Annotated in this window: 14 protein-coding genes and 1 tRNA gene; 7 read left to right on the top strand and 8 right to left on the bottom strand. The window is 68.1% G+C overall.

The window, feature by feature from the left end:
• The first annotated feature begins 22 nt into the window (after window positions 1–22).
• From R8Z57_RS01280 to R8Z57_RS01260, 5 genes are all read left to right on the top strand, one after another.
• Entirely contained in the window at window positions 23–3,115 is a 3,093-nt protein-coding gene (locus tag R8Z57_RS01280) for a type I restriction endonuclease subunit R (protein ID WP_318351947.1), read from the top strand.
• The gene (locus tag R8Z57_RS01275; protein ID WP_318351946.1) at window positions 3,112–4,137 is read left to right on the top strand and encodes a restriction endonuclease; all 1,026 of its coding nucleotides are present in this window, start codon (window positions 3,112–3,114) and stop codon (window positions 4,135–4,137) included. The genes R8Z57_RS01280 and R8Z57_RS01275 overlap by 4 nt, the downstream gene beginning before the upstream one ends.
• Before the next feature lie 2 nt (window positions 4,138–4,139).
• Window positions 4,140–5,036: an HNH endonuclease gene (locus R8Z57_RS01270; protein WP_318351945.1), complete on the top strand. Its 897-nt coding sequence runs from the start codon at window positions 4,140–4,142 to the stop codon at window positions 5,034–5,036.
• Between the two features lie 324 nt (window positions 5,037–5,360).
• Entirely contained in the window at window positions 5,361–6,323 is a 963-nt protein-coding gene (locus tag R8Z57_RS01265) for a phage integrase central domain-containing protein (protein WP_318351944.1), read from the top strand.
• Window positions 6,206–6,490, top strand: coding sequence for a tyrosine-type recombinase/integrase (locus R8Z57_RS01260; RefSeq protein WP_318352703.1), 285 nt, complete (start codon window positions 6,206–6,208; stop codon window positions 6,488–6,490). Before R8Z57_RS01265 ends, R8Z57_RS01260 begins: the two co-directional genes overlap by 118 nt.
• Before the next feature lie 208 nt (window positions 6,491–6,698).
• On the opposite strand, the gene R8Z57_RS01255 is transcribed toward R8Z57_RS01260, so the two are convergent.
• The 8 genes from R8Z57_RS01255 to R8Z57_RS01220 form a co-directional block, all read right to left on the bottom strand.
• A tRNA-Arg gene (locus R8Z57_RS01255) sits at window positions 6,699–6,770 on the bottom strand.
• A 55-nt stretch (window positions 6,771–6,825) separates the two neighbouring features.
• Complete coding sequence (locus tag R8Z57_RS01250) at window positions 6,826–7,785, bottom strand: NAD(P)-dependent alcohol dehydrogenase (protein ID WP_318351943.1); 960 nt, start codon at window positions 7,783–7,785, stop codon at window positions 6,826–6,828.
• 118 nt (window positions 7,786–7,903) lie between these two features.
• Entirely contained in the window at window positions 7,904–8,185 is a 282-nt protein-coding gene (locus tag R8Z57_RS01245; RefSeq protein ID WP_318351942.1) for a Fe-S cluster assembly protein HesB, read from the bottom strand.
• Between the two features lie 151 nt (window positions 8,186–8,336).
• The gene (locus R8Z57_RS01240) at window positions 8,337–10,085 is read right to left on the bottom strand and encodes a carbohydrate-binding domain-containing protein (RefSeq protein WP_318351941.1); all 1,749 of its coding nucleotides are present in this window, start codon (window positions 10,083–10,085) and stop codon (window positions 8,337–8,339) included.
• On the bottom strand, window positions 10,067–10,912 hold the full coding sequence (locus R8Z57_RS01235; protein WP_318351940.1) for a polyphosphate polymerase domain-containing protein: 846 nt from the start codon (window positions 10,910–10,912) through the stop codon (window positions 10,067–10,069). The genes R8Z57_RS01240 and R8Z57_RS01235 overlap by 19 nt, the downstream gene beginning before the upstream one ends.
• Complete coding sequence (locus tag R8Z57_RS01230) at window positions 10,909–11,532, bottom strand: DUF4956 domain-containing protein (protein WP_318351939.1); 624 nt, start codon at window positions 11,530–11,532, stop codon at window positions 10,909–10,911. Before R8Z57_RS01230 ends, R8Z57_RS01235 begins: the two co-directional genes overlap by 4 nt.
• A complete protein-coding gene (locus R8Z57_RS01225) occupies window positions 11,529–12,680 on the bottom strand; it encodes a glycosyltransferase family 2 protein (RefSeq protein ID WP_318351938.1) in 1,152 nt (383 codons plus the stop codon). The genes R8Z57_RS01230 and R8Z57_RS01225 overlap by 4 nt, the downstream gene beginning before the upstream one ends.
• 4 nt (window positions 12,681–12,684) lie before the next feature.
• A complete protein-coding gene (locus R8Z57_RS01220) occupies window positions 12,685–13,662 on the bottom strand; it encodes a phosphodiester glycosidase family protein (RefSeq protein WP_318351937.1) in 978 nt (325 codons plus the stop codon).
• Between the two features lie 279 nt (window positions 13,663–13,941).
• Between R8Z57_RS01220 and R8Z57_RS01215 the strand changes: the two genes are divergently transcribed.
• Entirely contained in the window at window positions 13,942–15,489 is a 1,548-nt protein-coding gene (locus tag R8Z57_RS01215; RefSeq protein ID WP_318351936.1) for a Re/Si-specific NAD(P)(+) transhydrogenase subunit alpha, read from the top strand.
• Window positions 15,486–16,901, top strand: coding sequence for a Re/Si-specific NAD(P)(+) transhydrogenase subunit beta (pntB, locus tag R8Z57_RS01210; protein ID WP_318351935.1), 1,416 nt, complete (start codon window positions 15,486–15,488; stop codon window positions 16,899–16,901). Before R8Z57_RS01215 ends, pntB begins: the two co-directional genes overlap by 4 nt.
• The last annotated feature ends 17 nt before the right edge of the window (window positions 16,902–16,918 follow it).

Here is a 16,918-nt window from a genome sequence, read left to right as displayed (position 1 = left end):
CGCTGGGGCGCATCTCGAGTCGGTGCTGGAGAACGAGATCGCCGAGCACCTCGCCACCAACGGGTGGCTATACTCGCCGTCCGACGCCGGATACGACCGCGACCTCGCCCTGTTCCCCGAGGACGTGCTCGGGTGGCTCGAGGATTCGCAGCCGACCGAGTTCGCGAAGGTGGTCCGCCCCGCTTACACCGAGGCCCAGCGCAAGGCCGCGGGCGACAGCATCCTGAATCGTCTGGCGAAGTCGCTGGATCTGGATCCGTTGAAGAACGGGGGGACGATCCGGATCCTGCATGAGGGTTTCTCGATGGTGCCGATGCATGGGGGTGCGGTGAAGTTCCGGTTGGCGCAGTTCCGACCGGCGACCACGCAGAACCCCGACACGCTGGAGGCGTACGGGAAGATGCGGGTGCGGGTGATGCGTCAGGTGCACTACTCGGTGAAGCATCCGAACAATGCGTTGGATCTGGTTCTGTTCGTGAACGGCATCCCGGTCGCGACGGTGGAGCTGAAGACGGACTTCACGCAGTCGATCGGGAATGCGGTGAATCAGTATCGGTTCGACCGGTCGCCGGCGGGTCAGCCGTTGTTCGGGTTCGCGAAGCGGTCGCTGGTCCATTTCGTGGTGTCGAATTCCGAGGTGCGGATGACCACGAAGCTCGCCGGCGCCGCTACCCGATTCCTGCCGTTCAACAAGGGCGCCGATGAGGGTGCGGGGAACCCGCCGAACCCGGATGGGTCGGCATCCGCGTACTTCTGGGAGGAGATCCTGCAGCGCGACACCTGGCTGCAGCTGCTGGGGTCGTTCGTGCACCTGCAGGTCGAGGTCGATGTCGACCCCGACACCGGCAAGAAGACTCGGTCGGAGAAGGTGCTGTTCCCGCGGTATCACCAGTGGCGGGCCGTGACCCGTCTGGTCGAGGCTGCGCGGGCGGAGGGGCCGGGCAATCGGTACCTGGTGCAGCACTCGGCAGGGTCGGGGAAGACGAACTCGATCTCCTGGCTGGCACACCGCCTCTCCCAGCTCCACGACGACCAGAACGTGCGGGTGTTCGACACGGTCGTGGTGGTCACCGACCGGACCGTGCTGGACAAGCAGCTGCAGGATGCGATCTCGCAGTTCGAGAAGCAGGCCGGGGTGGTGCAGTCGATCACAAAGGATGCGGGCGAGTCGAAGTCGAAGCAGCTCGCCGCGGCGCTGACCGGTGGCAAGAACATCGTGATCGTGACGATCCAATCGTTCGAGGCACTGATCACCGCGATCCAGACCCTCCCCGCGTTGCAGGGGCGCCGATTCGCGGTCATCGCCGATGAGGCGCACTCGTCGCAGACCGGGTCGACCGCGGGCGCGTTGACGAAGGTGCTGTCCCCGGACGAGCAGGCCGCGGTCGCCGAAGGTGCCCCGATCGATTCGGACGCGTACCTGCAGTGGGCGATGGAGGTCACCGCATCCGCCCCGAACATTTCGTACTTCGCGTTCACCGCGACCCCGAAGGCTAAGACCCTGGAGTTGTTCGGCCGGGTGCCGGAGGGTGGCGATCTGCCGGAGCCGTTCGATCTGTATTCGATGCAGCAGGCGATCGAGGAGGGGTTCATCCTCGATGTGTTGCAGAACTACACGCCGTACAAGGTGGCGTGGAAGCTGCAGCATCCCGATTCGGAGTACGACGGGGCCGGGGAGGTCGATGAGTCGACCGCGGTGAAGGCGCTGGTGCAGTACGTGCGGTTGCATCCGACGAACATCAGCCAGAAGGCGAAGATCGTCGTCGACCACTTCCGCGCGTTCGTCCAGCCGCTGCTGGACGGCAAGGCGAAGGCGATGGTCGTCACCGGTTCGCGTATCGAAGCGGTGCGATGGAAGAAGTACCTCGATAAGTACGTCGTCGATTCGGGCGTGCTTGGGGTGCGGTCGCTGGTCGCGTTCTCGGGGACGGTCGAAGACCCGGACGATGTCGGAGAGGGGCTGACCGAGCGGACCCAGAACCCCGGTGTGCCGTCGGATCTTGCGGAGGCGTTCAAGCCGGCAACGTACAACGTGATGATCGTGGCGGAGAAGTTCCAGACCGGGTTCGACCAGCCCCGTCTGGTCGCGATGTATGTCGACAAGAAGCTCGGCGGTGTGCAGGCCGTGCAGACACTGTCCCGACTGAACCGCACCTACCCGGGCAAAGACAAGACGTTCGTCCTCGACTTCGTCAACGACCCGGTCGACGTGCTGGATGCGTTCCTGCCGTACTACCGGAAGGCGACGCTCACTGCGACGACCGACCCGAACCTCATCTACGACCTGGTGGTAAAGCTCGACTCTGCCGGGATCTACAACATGGCAGAGGTCGAGCAGGCCTTCAATGCGGCGTTGGCTGGTGGCGTGAGCGCGAACTCGAAGGTGTCGGCGGCGACCGCGCCGGCGGTGGATCGGTTCCAGAAGCGCTGGATCGCCGCGGTGCTGGATAACGACAAGTCTGAGCAGGACGAACTGAGGCTCTTCAAATCCGATGTGGGGAACTTCGTGAAGTTCTACGACTTCATCTCCCAAGCCCGCAACCTCGAAGACACCGATCTGCCTCGCCGGCACTACTTCTTCCGCCGAATTCTCCCGCAACTGTCTACCGCGACGATCCTCGAACCGGTCGATATCTCGGATGTGACGTTGGTCGGCTACAAGATCAGCGCGGGCGAAGCGGTAAAGCTCAATCTTGAGCAGGGGCCGGGGCTAGATCCGATTACAGCCATCGGGTCGGGCGCGATCCACGAGAAACACCGGTCCGCGCTCGAAGAGATCATCAACAAGCTCAACGAACGCCTCGGCGACAAGTACGGCGTCGGCGTCATCGACATCACCATGAACCACATCGTGGGCAAGCTCGCGCTCGATTACCACCTCGCTCGGCAGGCGGAAGTCAACACGCCGCAGCAATTTGCTGAGTCGCCGGCTTTGCCCAAGGCATTCACCAAGGCAGTGGTGGAGGTGCGTGAGGAGACTCCGGCGTTCATCGACGACATGCTTAGCGACAGCGGCCTGTTCGCTGAACTGGGGAAGGCGCTGCCGGCGATGCTATACGAGTACCTGAAGTCCAAGTCGGTCGAAAGGACCACGGGAGGGGGATCCGCCACGTGAATGTGTGGGGCGTACATAACAACACATTGACCACCGAGCTTGTCGACGAGGGCTTCATCAGCCTTGGCTGGGATGACCTGACCGACCTGACGCAGATCGCGGCGGGGCGTGATGGGATCAAAGCTGCGCTCACTGCAGTCGAACCTGATGCCAAGGTGCGGTCAATTGCTGGCCAAGCCGGGGTACTCACTCGCTTTCGCGACGAGATGCGGATCGGCGATGTGGTTGTCGCGCCATACAAGCCGGACTCGACGATCAACTTAGGAGTGATTGCCAGCGACTACTACTTCGAGCCTTTGGCGTCAGCTCACCGTCACAGGCGACATGTCGAGTGGAAGCGCGTTGGCCTCCCTCGAACGTTGTTCTCACAAGCAGCGTTGTATGAGATTGGCTCGGTTCTCGCCGTCTTCCGCGTCCGACGGCATATCGACGAATTCCTCGCAGCACTCGAGAGCCCAGAGCAATCTCTCGACGCTCTCGCCAAGACCATCGATCTGGTCGCCGACCAGACGGCGAGCGAGGACGAAATCGACGAGCCTCGCGCATCACGGATTGAACGACACACGCGTGACTTCGTGCTCGAGACGCTTCACAAACGACTGAGCCACCAGGACTTCGAAGAGTTCGCGGCTGCATTGCTTCGCGCTCTCGGATACCAGGCTCGGGTCACACAGTACTCCCAGGATGGCGGCGTCGACGTCATCGCACATCGCGATCCACTTGGTGTTGAACCGCCTCTGATCAAGGTCCAGTGCAAGCACCACACGGGCACTGTCGGCGCGCCGGACGTGCAACAACTGATTGGCACGCAAGGGCAGGGTGAGCTGCTGCTCTTCGTGACTCTTGGCGGGTACTCACGTGATGCTCTCGCGATCGAGCGCCAACGTCCCGGCCTCCGCCTGCTCTCTGGCGAAGATGTCGTAACGATGGTGCTGGAGAATTACACGGAGCTGCCAGAGTCGTGGCGGTCGGTTATCCCGCTGACGCGAGTGCTCGTCGTAGCCGACATCGCGGAGGGATAGGAATGCGCTCCAGAATTGAGGAGCTCGCGATTCGCGCCGACGTCTTTCGTTGGCTCGACGAGCGCTTCAACGAGAACGGCGGCTACGAACTCTCTAGAGAACTACTCGAGTCCTACAGTTTTGACGGCGAGCCGATCAAGCTTCTGGACCCGGGCGGGAGAGGCATTCGGAATCCAGCCTCGTTCTCTTCCACTCTGACGATCATGACATCGGCCGGCAGCCGCAATCCCTACGCGGATACCGAGAGCATCGATGGATGGGTGACGTATCACTACCGGGTGGGGGACGGCGGCGACAACACGAAGCTCGCGCGTGCTGTCGCGAATCGAGACCCGATCGTCTACTTCAAGGGAGTCCGCGCCGGATTCTACGTCCCGTTCTATCCCATCATCATCGCCGACAACGACCCGGTTGAACGGGTCGTGCGATTTCCGCTGGAGCAAGGCCTAGCGTTTCTTGGGGATCCGCTGAAGTACACGGACGACCAGCGTCGCTATGCAGAGACAATCGTGCGCACGCGACTTCATCAGCCGATCTTCCGCGCGCAGGTCCTTCACGCGTATGCGGCGTCGTGTACGGTGTGCGACCTCAAGCACTCGGAGTTGCTCGACGCAGCCCACATCGCGCCCGATGCAGACGCCGCAGGTGTCGCGCACGTGAGCAACGGCTTGGCCATGTGCAAGATCCATCACGCTGCGTACGATCGATCACTCATGGGCATCACCCCCGACTTTGAGGTACGCATCGACCAACAGCTACTCGATGAGGTCGACGGGCCGATGCTTCGCCACGGCCTACAGGACATGCATGGCAGGCACATTCGGCTGCCATCAAGTCGAGCGGCGCGCCCTGACCGAGATCGACTCGCGTCGAGGTACGAACTCTTCGCGCGTCGTTAGTGAAACTGCATCGGCGGGATGCAGTCCGCGGCTTACTCCGACAATCAGCCGCCCCAGCGATCGGGCGCGGCGCAGTGCTCGTCGTCGAACGGCTGCTAAGGGACGCGCGCCAGCGCGGAGTCTGCAAGAAGTGAGCGGCGAGAACGGAGACTCGAACGATCGTTACACTCTCGGCGTCGGAGGGAGGCGCCCCTCCCACCAACGCCAGTTGACGACGTCCTCCGACATCTGTCCACATCCGTAATCGGCCGCGTTGACGAGGCGCGACCAGTGTCCGACACTGGCCGGATACTGACCGTCGAGTCAGCACGAGCGGAGGTCGAGATGGGCAGCATCACCCCGTACGAATCGGCGAAGGGCCGCCGCTACCGCGTGCGGTATCGCAAGCCCGACCGCACCGAGGCAGAGAAGCGCGGCTTCACGACGATGCGCGAGGCGAAGCTGTACCTCTCGATGGTCACGGTGTCGAAGTCAAAGGGGGAGTACATCGACCCGTCGTCGTCGCGGGTACCGGTCCGGATGTTCGCCGACAGCTGGCTGCGATCCAAGCAACCGCCGATGTCGAAGCCCTCGTACTACATGACACTCGAGCGCTCATGGAAGAACCACGTCGCGCCGGTCTGGGCCGACAGAGAGATCTCGTCGATCCGCCGCTCCGAAGTCCAGGATTGGGTGTCCGACCTTGCGACGCAGAAGTCGCGCACGGTCGTTCTTCGCGCGCTGGGAGTCCTCGCCGGCATCCTCGACGTCGCCATCGACGATCGACGACTCGCGAGCAATCCGGCCCGCCACGTGCGCAGCCTTCCTCGCCGCGGGCCGGGCAAGCGTCGGGTCTACCTCACGCATGACCAGGTCGCGACGCTGGCGGCGTGCTCCGCGTATCCGACGCTCATCCTGACGTTGGCGTACACCGGCCTTCGCTGGGGCGAAGCTACGGGGCTCCGGGTGCGCAGCGTGAACAAGCTGCGCCGGCGCTTCGTCATCGAGGAGAACGCGGTGATGATCGCGTACGAGATCCACGTCGGAACGCCCAAGACGCACGAGAAGCGCTCGGTGCCCTACCCCGAGCGGCTCGCGCCGATGATCGAGCAGGCGTGCGCTGGGAAGGGGCCTGAGGGGCTGCTGTTCGGCGACGGCGTCAATCACATGCGGAACTCGAGCAGCAAGGGCTGGTTCGCGAAGCGGTCCGGCGTGCGCAGGAGTTCGTTCCATCGATCCCGCGGCTCACTCCGCACGACCTCCGCCATACCGCCGCGTCGCTCGCGATCAGCTCGGGCGCGAACGTGAAGGCGGTGCAGCGGATGCTCGGGCACGCGTCCGCGGCGATGACGCTGGACACGTACGCGGACCTCTTCGACGACGATCTGGATGCCGTCGCGACGCGACTGAACGACCAGATGCCGCTCGTGGCGCTGCCCGCGGGCCCGCAGACCCGCTACGCCCGACCTCAGTGATCCAGAGAGCAGATTGCTCAGTTTCTCGACGAGGCAGATTTCGCTCGAAACGCCCGATTTTGGCGCCTTCAGACGTCGCGCGCAGGCCGTTGAGACCGGACATTGTCGACTCACCGAATTTTCAGAATGCGGGCAAAAAGCGGGCAAAAGCGCATTCCGAGTGGTCTGACCACAGAAGAAATACCTGGTCAGAGGCAAAAATAGACTGTGCCCCTGGAGGGACTCGAACCCCCAACCGTTTCCTTAGGACGGAACTGCTCTTCCATTGAGCTACAGAGGCTGGCCTCCACAGTCTACGGTCCGCGCCGGACGAACCCGTCGCCTGAGGCGCCGAGTCATTCCTCCCGCACGGCGACGACGACCTTTCCGCGAGCGCGCCCCGTGCCATGGAGCGCCAATGCCTCAGGTGCCTGCTCGAGCGGGAACACCGTGTCGATGTGGACGGCGACGTCGCCCGCCAGAACCCGTTGAGCGAGGGGCGTGAACTGAGCCGGACCCTCGTGCACGAAGAGCACGCCGAGCCGCGTTCCCGACAGTCTGCCGACGAGCGGCCCCAGCGTGAGGAGGCGGAGGAGCGTTCGGGTCGTCCCGCCGACCATGAAGTATCTGCCCCCGCGAGCGAGCGCGCGACGGAACGCGACGACCGACCTGCTCGCGACGAGGTCGATGATGACGTCATAGGGTCCGGTGCGCGTGAAGTCCTGAGCGCGATAGTCGATGACCTCGTCCGCGCCCAGCGCACGCATGAAGTCGAGCTTCTCAGCGGTGTCGACGCCCGTCACCTGGAGGCCGGCCGCTTTCGCCAGCTGGATCGCGAAGGCTCCGGTGCCTCCGCCGGCACCGTTGATCAGCATCCGCTCGCCCGCGCCCGCTCGTGCGACGGCCTGCACAGCGATGGCTCCCGACTGCGGGATGGTCGACGCCTGCGCGAACGAGAGACCGGCGGGCTTGAGCGCGACAGCCGACGCCGGTGCGATCGCGTACTCGGCCAGGCCGCCTTTCAGGGCCAGGTTGTCGGCGTAGACCTCGTCGCTGACGCGGAATCCTTCGACTCCGTCGCCGACCGCGTGAATGACGCCCGCGATGTCGGAGCCCAGCACACGGCGACGGGGCGCACGGAGGCCACCGATGCGTGCGTACGCCGGCTTGCCGGTGAGCGACTCCCAGTCGCTGAGGTTGATCGAGGTCGCCATCACCTCGATCAGCACCTCGCCGGCGCCCGGCACCGGCAGCGGCATGTCTTCCAGACGCAGCTGGTCGGGCTGACCGTACCGGTCGTAGACGAGGGCTCTCACGCTCTCAGTCTGGGTGATCGCACGGCCATGCGCACCTGAACCTCGGTGGCGAGCGCACCGGGCGCCGTACGACGAAGGCCCCGGCATCGCGAACGGATGCCGGGGCCTGCGGCAGAGGTCAGCCCTGGGAGGCGATGGCGAAGCGCACGGCTCCGTCGTCGGCCAGTTCGGCGTCGAGCACGCGGTCGTCGAGTGCGGCGGCAGCCGTCTCGTCGAGGAAGACGCGGGCGCCGTCCGTCACCACGATCGTGTCGTGCGGCTGAGGGTCGGGGGCGACGCTCAGTTCGAAGCCCGACGACCCTCCGGTGTCGCGGATCCGCACCCCACCGTCCTCGGCGAGAGGGACGCGGGCGACGATCTCCTTGACGGCCTCGGCGGCGGTCTGGGTCAGCGTGAGCATGCTTTTCCTTTCCGTTGGCGGTTCCGGACGGGCCACGATTCCGAGATCGATCGCCGGATGCAACCCGTACGCGCCGCCAGGCGTGCATTCGGAGGTTCTTCCCACGTTTTCGGTCGCCGCGCGGAAAACCCGCGCGGCGACCGGGAACGCGTCAGGGTCGGCGTCCGCCCCCGCCTCCGCCGGGGCCCGCACCCATGCCGCCCGAGACGTTGACGCCCTCGGTCACGGTCGCTGCCGCGGCGCCGTTCACGGTCACGGTGTACGTCGCGCCGTCGGTCACCGCGGGACCGCTGTAGAAGACGGCGCCGAAGCTCTGGTCGGCCTCGAACGCGGCAACGACGGCGCCCGAGGCATCCGTCACCTCGACCGTGTCGCCGCTCGATCCGCTGACCGTCGCCGCGACCCACTGCTGCGAACCCGTCGGCGCGACCAGCACCGATCCGGCCACGAAGAGCTCGCCGCCGTCGAGTGCGATCTCGCCGTTGGCGTCGAGCGCGCCCTGGCCGCCGGCCGAACTCGGCCCGTTCACGACCGTGGTGCCGCCGGTGACCGAGATCGAGCCGTTCGAGTCCAGGCCGTCACCGCCCGCGACCACCCGCACGGTGCCGCCCGAGATCGACAGCGTCTCTCCGCTGTCTGCCTCACCGCCGCCGCCCATGCCGCCCCCGGCGCCGCCGCTGTCGGCGGTGGTGCCGCTCGCGGCATTGACGCCGTCATCGCTCGAGGAGATGTCGACGGTGCCGCCCGAGATCGCCACGTCGGTGGCCTCGAGGCCTTCGACGGACTCGACCACCGTCACCTCGCCGTCGCGGATCTCGAGCCGCTGCTCGGCGTGGATGCCGTCGTCGCCCGACGACAGGGTGACCGTGCCGCCGCCGATCCCGACCGACCCGTCGGAGTGCACGGCGTCGTCGGCCGCCTCGACGGCGACCTCGCCGCCGTCGATCGCAACCACGACGCCGGCCGAGATCCCCTGGGGAGACGCCTCCGACGTTCCGGTGCCCGAACCGGCGACAATGTCGAGCGTGCCGCCGGTGACGACGGCGTCGGTCGCCGCCGCGATCCCGTCGTCGCCGCTCTCGGCGGTGATCGAGCCACCGGCGACGGCGACGAACCCCTGGGTGGCGTCGTCGGTCTGGTCGCTCTTGAGCGCATCGCCGTCCGCCGACAGCGCGAGGGTGCCGCCGGCGACCGTGAGCGAGTCCTTGCCGCGCAGCGCGTCGTCGACCGCGTCGACGGTGATGTCGCCCGACAGGATCACGAGGTCGTCGGTGCTCGCGATGCCGTCGTCGCCGTTGCCCGAGACGGTGAGCGCGCCGCTCCCCGAGATCGTGAGGTCGGCGTCGGCCCAGACGGCGGCGTGCGCCTCGGCGTCGTCGGCGTACGACGACGCGTCCGCCAGGCTGTTGTCGCTGCCGTCGGCGAGGAAGAGGGCGACGTCGTCCGCGCCGGTGACGGTGACGGCGGGGGAGTCGGATGCCGTGATCTCGGCGTCGTCGAGCATGAGCACGACCTGCGCATCGTCGGGAGCGGCGACGACCACCTGGCCGTCCAGCGATCCGGAGAGCCGGAACACCCCGCCGTCGGTGATCGTGACGGTGGACCCGTCGACGGTCACGGCGTCGGAGTCGCTCGACGCGGTGTCGCCGTCGAGCGCGACGTCGACGGCATCCGTCTCACTCCACTCGTCGTCGTCGACCACGGTGACGTCGGCGTCGGCGGCGAGGACCGCCGACGCGCTGAGGTCGGAGTCGACGACGGCGGTGGTCTCCGCCGTCGACGTGTCGTCGGAGGAGGTGTGGGGATCCGCGGCGATGGCGGTCTGGGTGGCGCAGCCGGCGAGCACGAGTCCGGCGAGGGTCAGGGGAGCGGCGGCCAGGATCAGGCGGCGACGGAGCATGAGGGGTCCTCCTCGGGAATGGCGATGGGGGTGGTCGGTGGTGTGGTGGCCGGCTGCGCGGGCGCGGCGCGCCGGGCCTGCTCGAACGGGCCGCGCAGCAGGCGCGCCCAGCGGTTGCGCGGCAGCTCGGGGTGCAGGGCGGCGAGCCCGGTGGCGTACTTGCTGACTGTGGCGGGCCGATGCCCCGCGCGCCAGAGCACCCGGTCGACGTCCGACGGACGCGCGCCCGACTTCGTCTCGACGATGGCGGTGCCGGGCAGGGCGAAACCGTGGCCGTCGGGCTCGACCCATTCCAGTGCGGTGTCGACCGTGGCGCGCCCGGCGCCGTCGGGGGCGAGCAGCGTCGCGCGGCGATACCGGGTCAGCAGCGTCGCGTCGAGATCGGCGGCGCGCTCGCCGGCGACGCCGATGGTGGCGAACGCGTCGGCCACGTCGTTGCGGGCCTCGTCGGTGAGCCGATGACGCGCGCGGGTGTCGTACTCGCCGCGGTCCTTCACGGTGGTGCCTCGTGCGCCGCGCGTCTTGATCTCGAGGTACGACGTGCCGGTGTCGAGGTAGCTGCGGGTGCGCAGCTTGAACCGGCGCCGCCGCGGCTGGGCCGCCATCCGGAAGCTCAGCAGGTCGGGGGTGTCGAAGTACACCGACTCGTAGGAGAACTCGTGCCGGCCGTCGATCTCGAGTGCCCGCGTTCCCGGGTCGAGCGCGGCGATCAGCCGGTCGAGGTCGGCCCGCGGCACGATGTACTTGCGATCGACGCGGGTGAGGAAGGATGCCTCGGCGACGAGCGCGTCGAGGGTCACGGGCGCGAAGCGGTCGAACGTCGTCATCGTGCGGCTCCTTCCAGGGCGGGGCTGGTGAGGGCCGTCGCGGTGCGCCCCGCGGTGCGTGCGCCACCGGCGCGGGCCACCCGGTAGCGGACGTCGACGAGCGTCGTGTCGTTCACGAGGTCGACCTCCTGCACGATGAGCGACGCGACGGTGCCCCCGAGCCGCTGTGCGAGCTCGGCGCGCAGCTCGGTCTCGTCGGCGATCGCCCGGTCGAGCCGCACCAGCTGATGGCGCGTGCGCGCGAGGAACGCGGGGTGATCGGCTGCCCACAGCACGACGAGCACGAGTGCGATCAGCGCGGCGACCGGCCAGGGGTTGGTCTGCGGCAGGCCGCTGACGAGTCCGATGGCGAGCGCCGCGAAGTAGTAGGCGACCTCGCGCTGCGAGATCTCCGACGAGCGCAGCCGGATGATCGACAGCACGCCGAAGAGGCCGAGGCCGAGGCCCAGCGCGACCTCGGCCGTGCCGAGCACGGCCGCGACCGTCATCACGCCGACGTTGACGCCGAGGAAGGCGACGACGAGGTCGCGGCGGTGGTGGCGCCGGTAGTAGAGCCCGAGGCTCAGCACGAGGGCGGCTGCCAGGTCGATGCCGATGAGGATCAGCGCGCTGGTGGTCATGGGTTCCTCCCGATGGGGTGATCGTTCGCTTCCATCCGAGCCGCCGCCGCTATGCGTCTGCTATGCCCCGCTCCAGCGCCGCTGACGAGTTCTTCCAGTGCCGGCCGTGCGAAGACGAAGCGGCGCTGAAGGCCGTAGCTCGTCACGAAGAGCACGGCCTCGGTGATCGCCTTGGCCACCACCAGCGGCATCCCGAAGCGGGTCAGTGCGTCGAGCCACACGATGTTCGACGCCAGGAGCGCGACGGCCAGCAGGGCGTAGCGCACGGCCTGTCGCGGCATCCGTCCCCGTCCGGCAGGGGAGCCCGGCGGCCCCGCGCGGAAGACCACGCGGCGGTTCACCACGAAGTTCACCGAGGCGCTCACCACCCGCGCCGCGATGATCGAGGGCACCAGCATCCCCGTGAGCGCCGTCAGCGCCAGCAGCATGACGGTGTCGATGCCGAAGGCGAGGAGCGACGACCCGGCGAACAGCAGCAGCGGCAGCATGATGCGCAGCGAGTCGACGACGGGGCGGAAGTGGCTCGACGCGTTCCCCTCGAGGTACACCGTCTCGATGGGGATCTCGCGGGCCGCCACCCCGTCGCGGCGGCTGCGCAGCAGCACGTTCTGCTCGTACTCGAAGCGCTCGCCCGGCTGGTCGCGCACCCAGGTGAGAAGATCCGACGGGATGCCGCGCAGCCCGGTCTGCGTATCGCTCAGGCGCCATCCGGCCGCGAGCCGGAACAGCCCGCGCGCGACCGCGTTGCCGACGCGCGAGCGCACCGGCACGCGACCGGCGAAGGCGCGGCAGCCCAGCACGAGCGCGGGCGCGCCGGTCGCGGCATCCTCCCGGAGGGCGTCGGCCACCCGCAGGATGTCGCGGACCGTGTGCTGCCCGTCGGCATCGGCCGTCACGACGTCGTCGCCGGGATGGGCGGCGAGCGCGTGGTCGAAGCCGGTGCGCAGCGCCGCGCCCTTGCCGCGGTTGGCGTCGTGGCTCAGCACGGCCGCGCCCAGCCCTGCGACGCGGGCGAACACGGGGGCGTAGGCCGGGCCGCTGCCGTCGTCGACGACCACCACCTCCACGTCGGGGTCGGTGGCCTGCAGCCCCGCGACCAGGCGCTCGAGGTGCGGGCCGGGCTCGTAGGCGGGGATCAGCACGATCACGGCGTCACCCGGCGTCGGCCGACGCGTCGCCGATGTAGAGGATGTCGCTCGTCGCGCGCTCGCCGCCGTTGGACGGCTGGTTGACCACGTCGCCGTTGAAGTACATCGTCGACGAACCGCCGCCGTCGAGGTTATACGCGGTCGTCGCACCGAGGTCGACCATGATGTCGGCGAGCTCGGTGAGGGTCACGCCGGCGCTGTACCCGGACTGCCGACCGTCGACCACGACGAACACGAGGTGGTTCTCGTCGATGACCCCGACCGCGGTGCGGGGCTGGTCGCCCTGGATGGAGTGGTTGCCGAAGTTCGTGTCGACCTCGGTGTCTTCGATGCCCTCGACCACCGTGCCGTCCTCGACGATGGCGGGGCCGAAGCTGAGGGTGTTCCAGGCGCCGGCGGCGAGCAGCTCGTCGGCGGTGGTCGTCGTCTCGTCGTACACCTCCACCCGGCCGTCGGTGTAGAACACGAGCCCCTGGCGGGCCGGTTCGTCGCGGTAGACGACCCCGTTGCGGATCACGATGCCGGTGTCGCGGAAGCCGTAGTAGTCGCCGTTGACGGCGAAGATCGCGCTGTTGTCTGCGGCGATCCCGCTGGTGAGCTGCGTGATGTTCTCGCCGAACTGATCTTTCGCGAACGCGCTGCGCAAGGTCGTCGCATCCGAGAGCGTCACATCGGCGACGTAGTACGTCACGGTGTCGCTGCCCGACCCCTCGGTGACGGTGGAGATGGTCACCGAGGTGGCGCCGTCGGAGTAGGAGGTGGCGGTGACGGTCGCGTCTGCGGCATCCGTCGTCCCGGCCGAAGGAGCGACCGACGAGTTGTCGTCCTCGTACGCCGACACGTCGGCGATCTCGACGTGCTCGATGAGGAACCGGTCTGCCGCCCACGCCGCCGCCCCGCCACCCGACAGGGCGATCACGAGGCCGGACGCGATGACGAGGTTGCGGGTTCGCCGGTTCTTGTCGCTGCGCTTGTTGTCCATGCTCCATGGCTACGCGGCCCACCTACGACGAGGTTCGCCAACGGCTATGAGCCGGCAATGCGATGCTCCGGATGCCGCAGCCCGCCCGCCGTGTGCCGCGCCGGCGGAGTCGGGAGGCCGTTGCGGGGATGCGTGGTGGGAAACTTCTGCGCTTCTTATCACCGTGTCGGGTGCAATACGGGGCTCATGCCGTTCGCGGTCTGACAGGGTGGAGGCGTCATCGCGAGCGCCGAGGGAGCCGCTCGCCGCATCGATCTCGCACCAGATCCAGAGGAACGCATGACCCGCATTGGCATCGTCGCCGAAGCGCCCGGAGAGACCCGGGTGGCCGCGACTCCGACCACCGTCCCGAAACTCATCGCGCTGGGCTACGACGTCGTCGTCGAAGCCGGCGCGGGGGTCGCTTCGTCCTTCCCGGATGCCGCCTACACCGCCGCGGGCGCCACCGTCGTCAGCGGATCCGAGGCCTGGTTATCGCCGATCGTGCTCAAGGTGAACGCGCCGACCCCGGCCGAGATCGACCGGCTCGCCGACGGCGCGACGATCGTGGCGACACTCAGCCCCGCGCTGCGGCCCGACCTCGTCGAGGCGCTCGCGACCCGCGGCATCACCGCGCTCGCGCTCGACGCGGTGCCGCGCATCTCGCGCGCGCAGTCGATGGACGTGCTGAGCTCGATGGCGAACATCGCCGGCTACCGTGCGGTGGTCGAGGCCGCGCACGAGTTCGGCCGCTTCTTCACCGGCCAGGTGACGGCGGCGGGCAAGGTGCCGCCGGCCAAGGTTCTCGTCGCCGGCGCCGGGGTGGCCGGCCTCGCCGCGATCGGCGCCGCATCGAGCCTCGGCGCGATCGTCCGCGCCACCGACCCGCGGCCCGAGGTCGCCGACCAGGTCGCGTCGATCGGCGGCGAGTACCTCGAGGTGATCGTGCCCGAGGAGCAGAAGCAGGTGTCGGCCGACGGCTACGCGAAGGCGACGAGCGAGGCCTACGACCGGCGCGCGGCCGAGATCTACTCCGAGCAGGCCGCCGACGTCGACATCATCATCACGACGGCGCTCATCCCGGGGCGGCCGGCGCCGCGCCTGATCACGGCCGCCGACGTCGCCTCGATGCGGCCGGGCAGCGTCATCGTCGACATGGCGGCCGCGCAGGGCGGCAACGTCGAGGGGTCGGTCGCGGGGGAGCGGGTCGTCACCGACAACGGCGTCGTGATCCTCGGGTACACCGACCTCCCCGGACGGCTGCCGCAGCAGGCGTCGCAGCTGTTCGCAACGAACCTCGTCAACCTGCTCAAGCTGCTCACGCCCGGCAAGGACGGCGAGCTGACGCTCGACTTCGACGACGTCGTGCAGCGCACGGTCACCGTCGTGCAGGACGGCGCCGTCACGTGGCCGCCGCCGCCCGTTCAGGTCTCGGCGGCCCCGGCCGCCAAGCCCGCGTCGGCCGCCCCGCCCGCGCCCGCCAAGAAGCCCCTGTCGCGCGGAGCGAAGACCGGGCTGATCGTCGCGGGCATCGCCGCGCTCTTCGCGATCTGCGCCTTCGCGCCACCGCCGCTGCCACAGCACTTCCTCGTGCTGACACTCGCCGTCGTGGTCGGCTTCTACGTGATCGGCCACGTGGCCCACGCGCTCCACACCCCGCTGATGAGCGTCACGAACGCCATCTCGGGCATCATCGTCGTCGGCGCCATGGTGCAGATCACGGCTCCCGACCTGACCGTCCAGATCCTCGCCGCCGTGGCCGTGCTGCTGGCCAGCATCAACATCTTCGGCGGCTTCGCCGTCACCCGTCGCATGCTCGCGATGTTCCAGAAGGGTGAGACCCGATGACCGTCGACGCCGGCCAGATCGCCGGCGCGGCCTACATCGTCGCCGCGCTGCTGTTCATCCTCAGCCTCGCCGGGCTGAGCAAGCACGAGGCCAGCCGCCGCGGGGTGTCGTACGGCATCGCGGGCATGGTCATCGCCCTCGTCGCCACCGTGTGGCTCGTGGCCGCGGACGCCTGGAGCGACCCGGTGGCGACCACCGGGCTCATCATGCTGGTGGCCGCGGTGCTGATCGGCGGCGCGATCGGCCTGTGGCGTGCGCGCGTGGTCGAGATGACCGGCATGCCCGAGCTCATCGCGCTGCTGCACTCGTTCGTCGGGCTCGCCGCGGTGCTCGTCGGCTGGAACGGCGCGCTGTACGACACCGGACTCACCGGAGCGCTCGCCGACATCCACCACGCCGAGGTGTTCATCGGGGTCTTCATCGGCGGCGTGACCTTCACCGGCTCGATCGTGGCGTTCCTGAAGCTCTCGGCGCGCATCTCGTCGAAGCCGCTGATGCTGCCGGGCAAGAACGCGCTCAACGTCGGCGCGCTCGTCGCCTTCCTGGCGCTCACCGTCTGGTACGTCATCACTCCGGAGCTGTGGCTGCTCGTGCTCGTCACGCTCCTCGCGCTCGCCCTCGGCTGGCACCTGGTCGCCTCGATCGGCGGCGGCGACATGCCCGTCGTCGTCTCGATGCTCAACAGCTACTCCGGCTGGGCGGCTGCGGCAGCCGGCTTCCTGCTGAACAACGACCTGCTCATCGTCACCGGCGCGCTCGTCGGGTCGTCGGGTGCGTACCTCAGCTACATCATGTGCAAGGCGATGAACCGCTCGTTCCTGTCGGTGATCGCCGGCGGCTTCGGCATCGAAGCGCCGCGCGGCGGCGACGAAGACCACGGCGAGCACCGCGAGATCGACGCGGAGAGCGCCGCCGACCTCCTCGCGGGCGCCTCGAGCGTCGTCATCACGCCGGGCTACGGCATGGCGGTGGCGCAGGCGCAGCACGGCGTCGCCGACCTGGTGCAGAAGCTGCGCGAGCGCGGCGTCGACGTGCGGTTCGGCATCCATCCCGTCGCCGGGCGACTGCCGGGTCACATGAACGTGCTGCTCGCGGAGGCCAAGGTGCCGTACGACATCGTGCTCGAGATGGACGAGATCAACGACGACCTCTCGCAGACCGACGTGGTGCTCGTCATCGGCGCCAACGACACCGTCAATCCCGCCGCCGCAGAAGACCCGGGCAGCCCGATCGCCGGAATGCCCGTGCTGCGGGTCTGGGAAGCCGCGAACGTCATCGTGTTCAAGCGCTCGATGGCATCCGGCTACGCCGGCGTGCAGAATCCGCTCTTCTATCGCGACAATGCACAGATGCTGTTCGGTGACGCGAAAGACAAAGTCGACGAGATCCTCGTGCAGCTCTCACGCACGTGAAAGCGCCGGGGAATCGG

The sequence above is a fragment of the Microbacterium sp. M3 genome (assembly GCF_033548675.1).
Classification (GTDB): Bacteria; Actinomycetota; Actinomycetes; order Actinomycetales; family Microbacteriaceae; genus Microbacterium; species Microbacterium arthrosphaerae.
The sequence above is the reverse complement of the archived record's forward strand: the minus strand, read 5'-3'. Positions and strand labels throughout refer to the sequence as shown.

Excerpts from the sequence above, each read along its gene's own strand:
- R8Z57_RS01240 (WP_318351941.1), bottom strand. The coding sequence starts at position 10,085 with ATGCTCCGTCGCCGCCTGATCCTGGCCGCCGCTCCCCTGACCCTCGCC.
- R8Z57_RS01230 (WP_318351939.1), bottom strand. The coding sequence starts at position 11,532 with ATGACCACCAGCGCGCTGATCCTCATCGGCATCGACCTGGCAGCCGCC.
- R8Z57_RS01215 (WP_318351936.1), top strand. The coding sequence starts at position 13,942 with ATGACCCGCATTGGCATCGTCGCCGAAGCGCCCGGAGAGACCCGGGTG.
- R8Z57_RS01245 (WP_318351942.1), bottom strand. The coding sequence starts at position 8,185 with ATGCTCACGCTGACCCAGACCGCCGCCGAGGCCGTCAAGGAGATCGTC.
- R8Z57_RS01235 (WP_318351940.1), bottom strand. The coding sequence starts at position 10,912 with ATGACGACGTTCGACCGCTTCGCGCCCGTGACCCTCGACGCGCTCGTC.
- R8Z57_RS01220 (WP_318351937.1), bottom strand. The coding sequence starts at position 13,662 with ATGGACAACAAGCGCAGCGACAAGAACCGGCGAACCCGCAACCTCGTC.
- R8Z57_RS01265 (WP_318351944.1), top strand. The coding sequence starts at position 5,361 with ATGGGCAGCATCACCCCGTACGAATCGGCGAAGGGCCGCCGCTACCGC.
- R8Z57_RS01270 (WP_318351945.1), top strand. The coding sequence starts at position 4,140 with ATGCGCTCCAGAATTGAGGAGCTCGCGATTCGCGCCGACGTCTTTCGT.
- pntB (WP_318351935.1), top strand. The coding sequence starts at position 15,486 with ATGACCGTCGACGCCGGCCAGATCGCCGGCGCGGCCTACATCGTCGCC.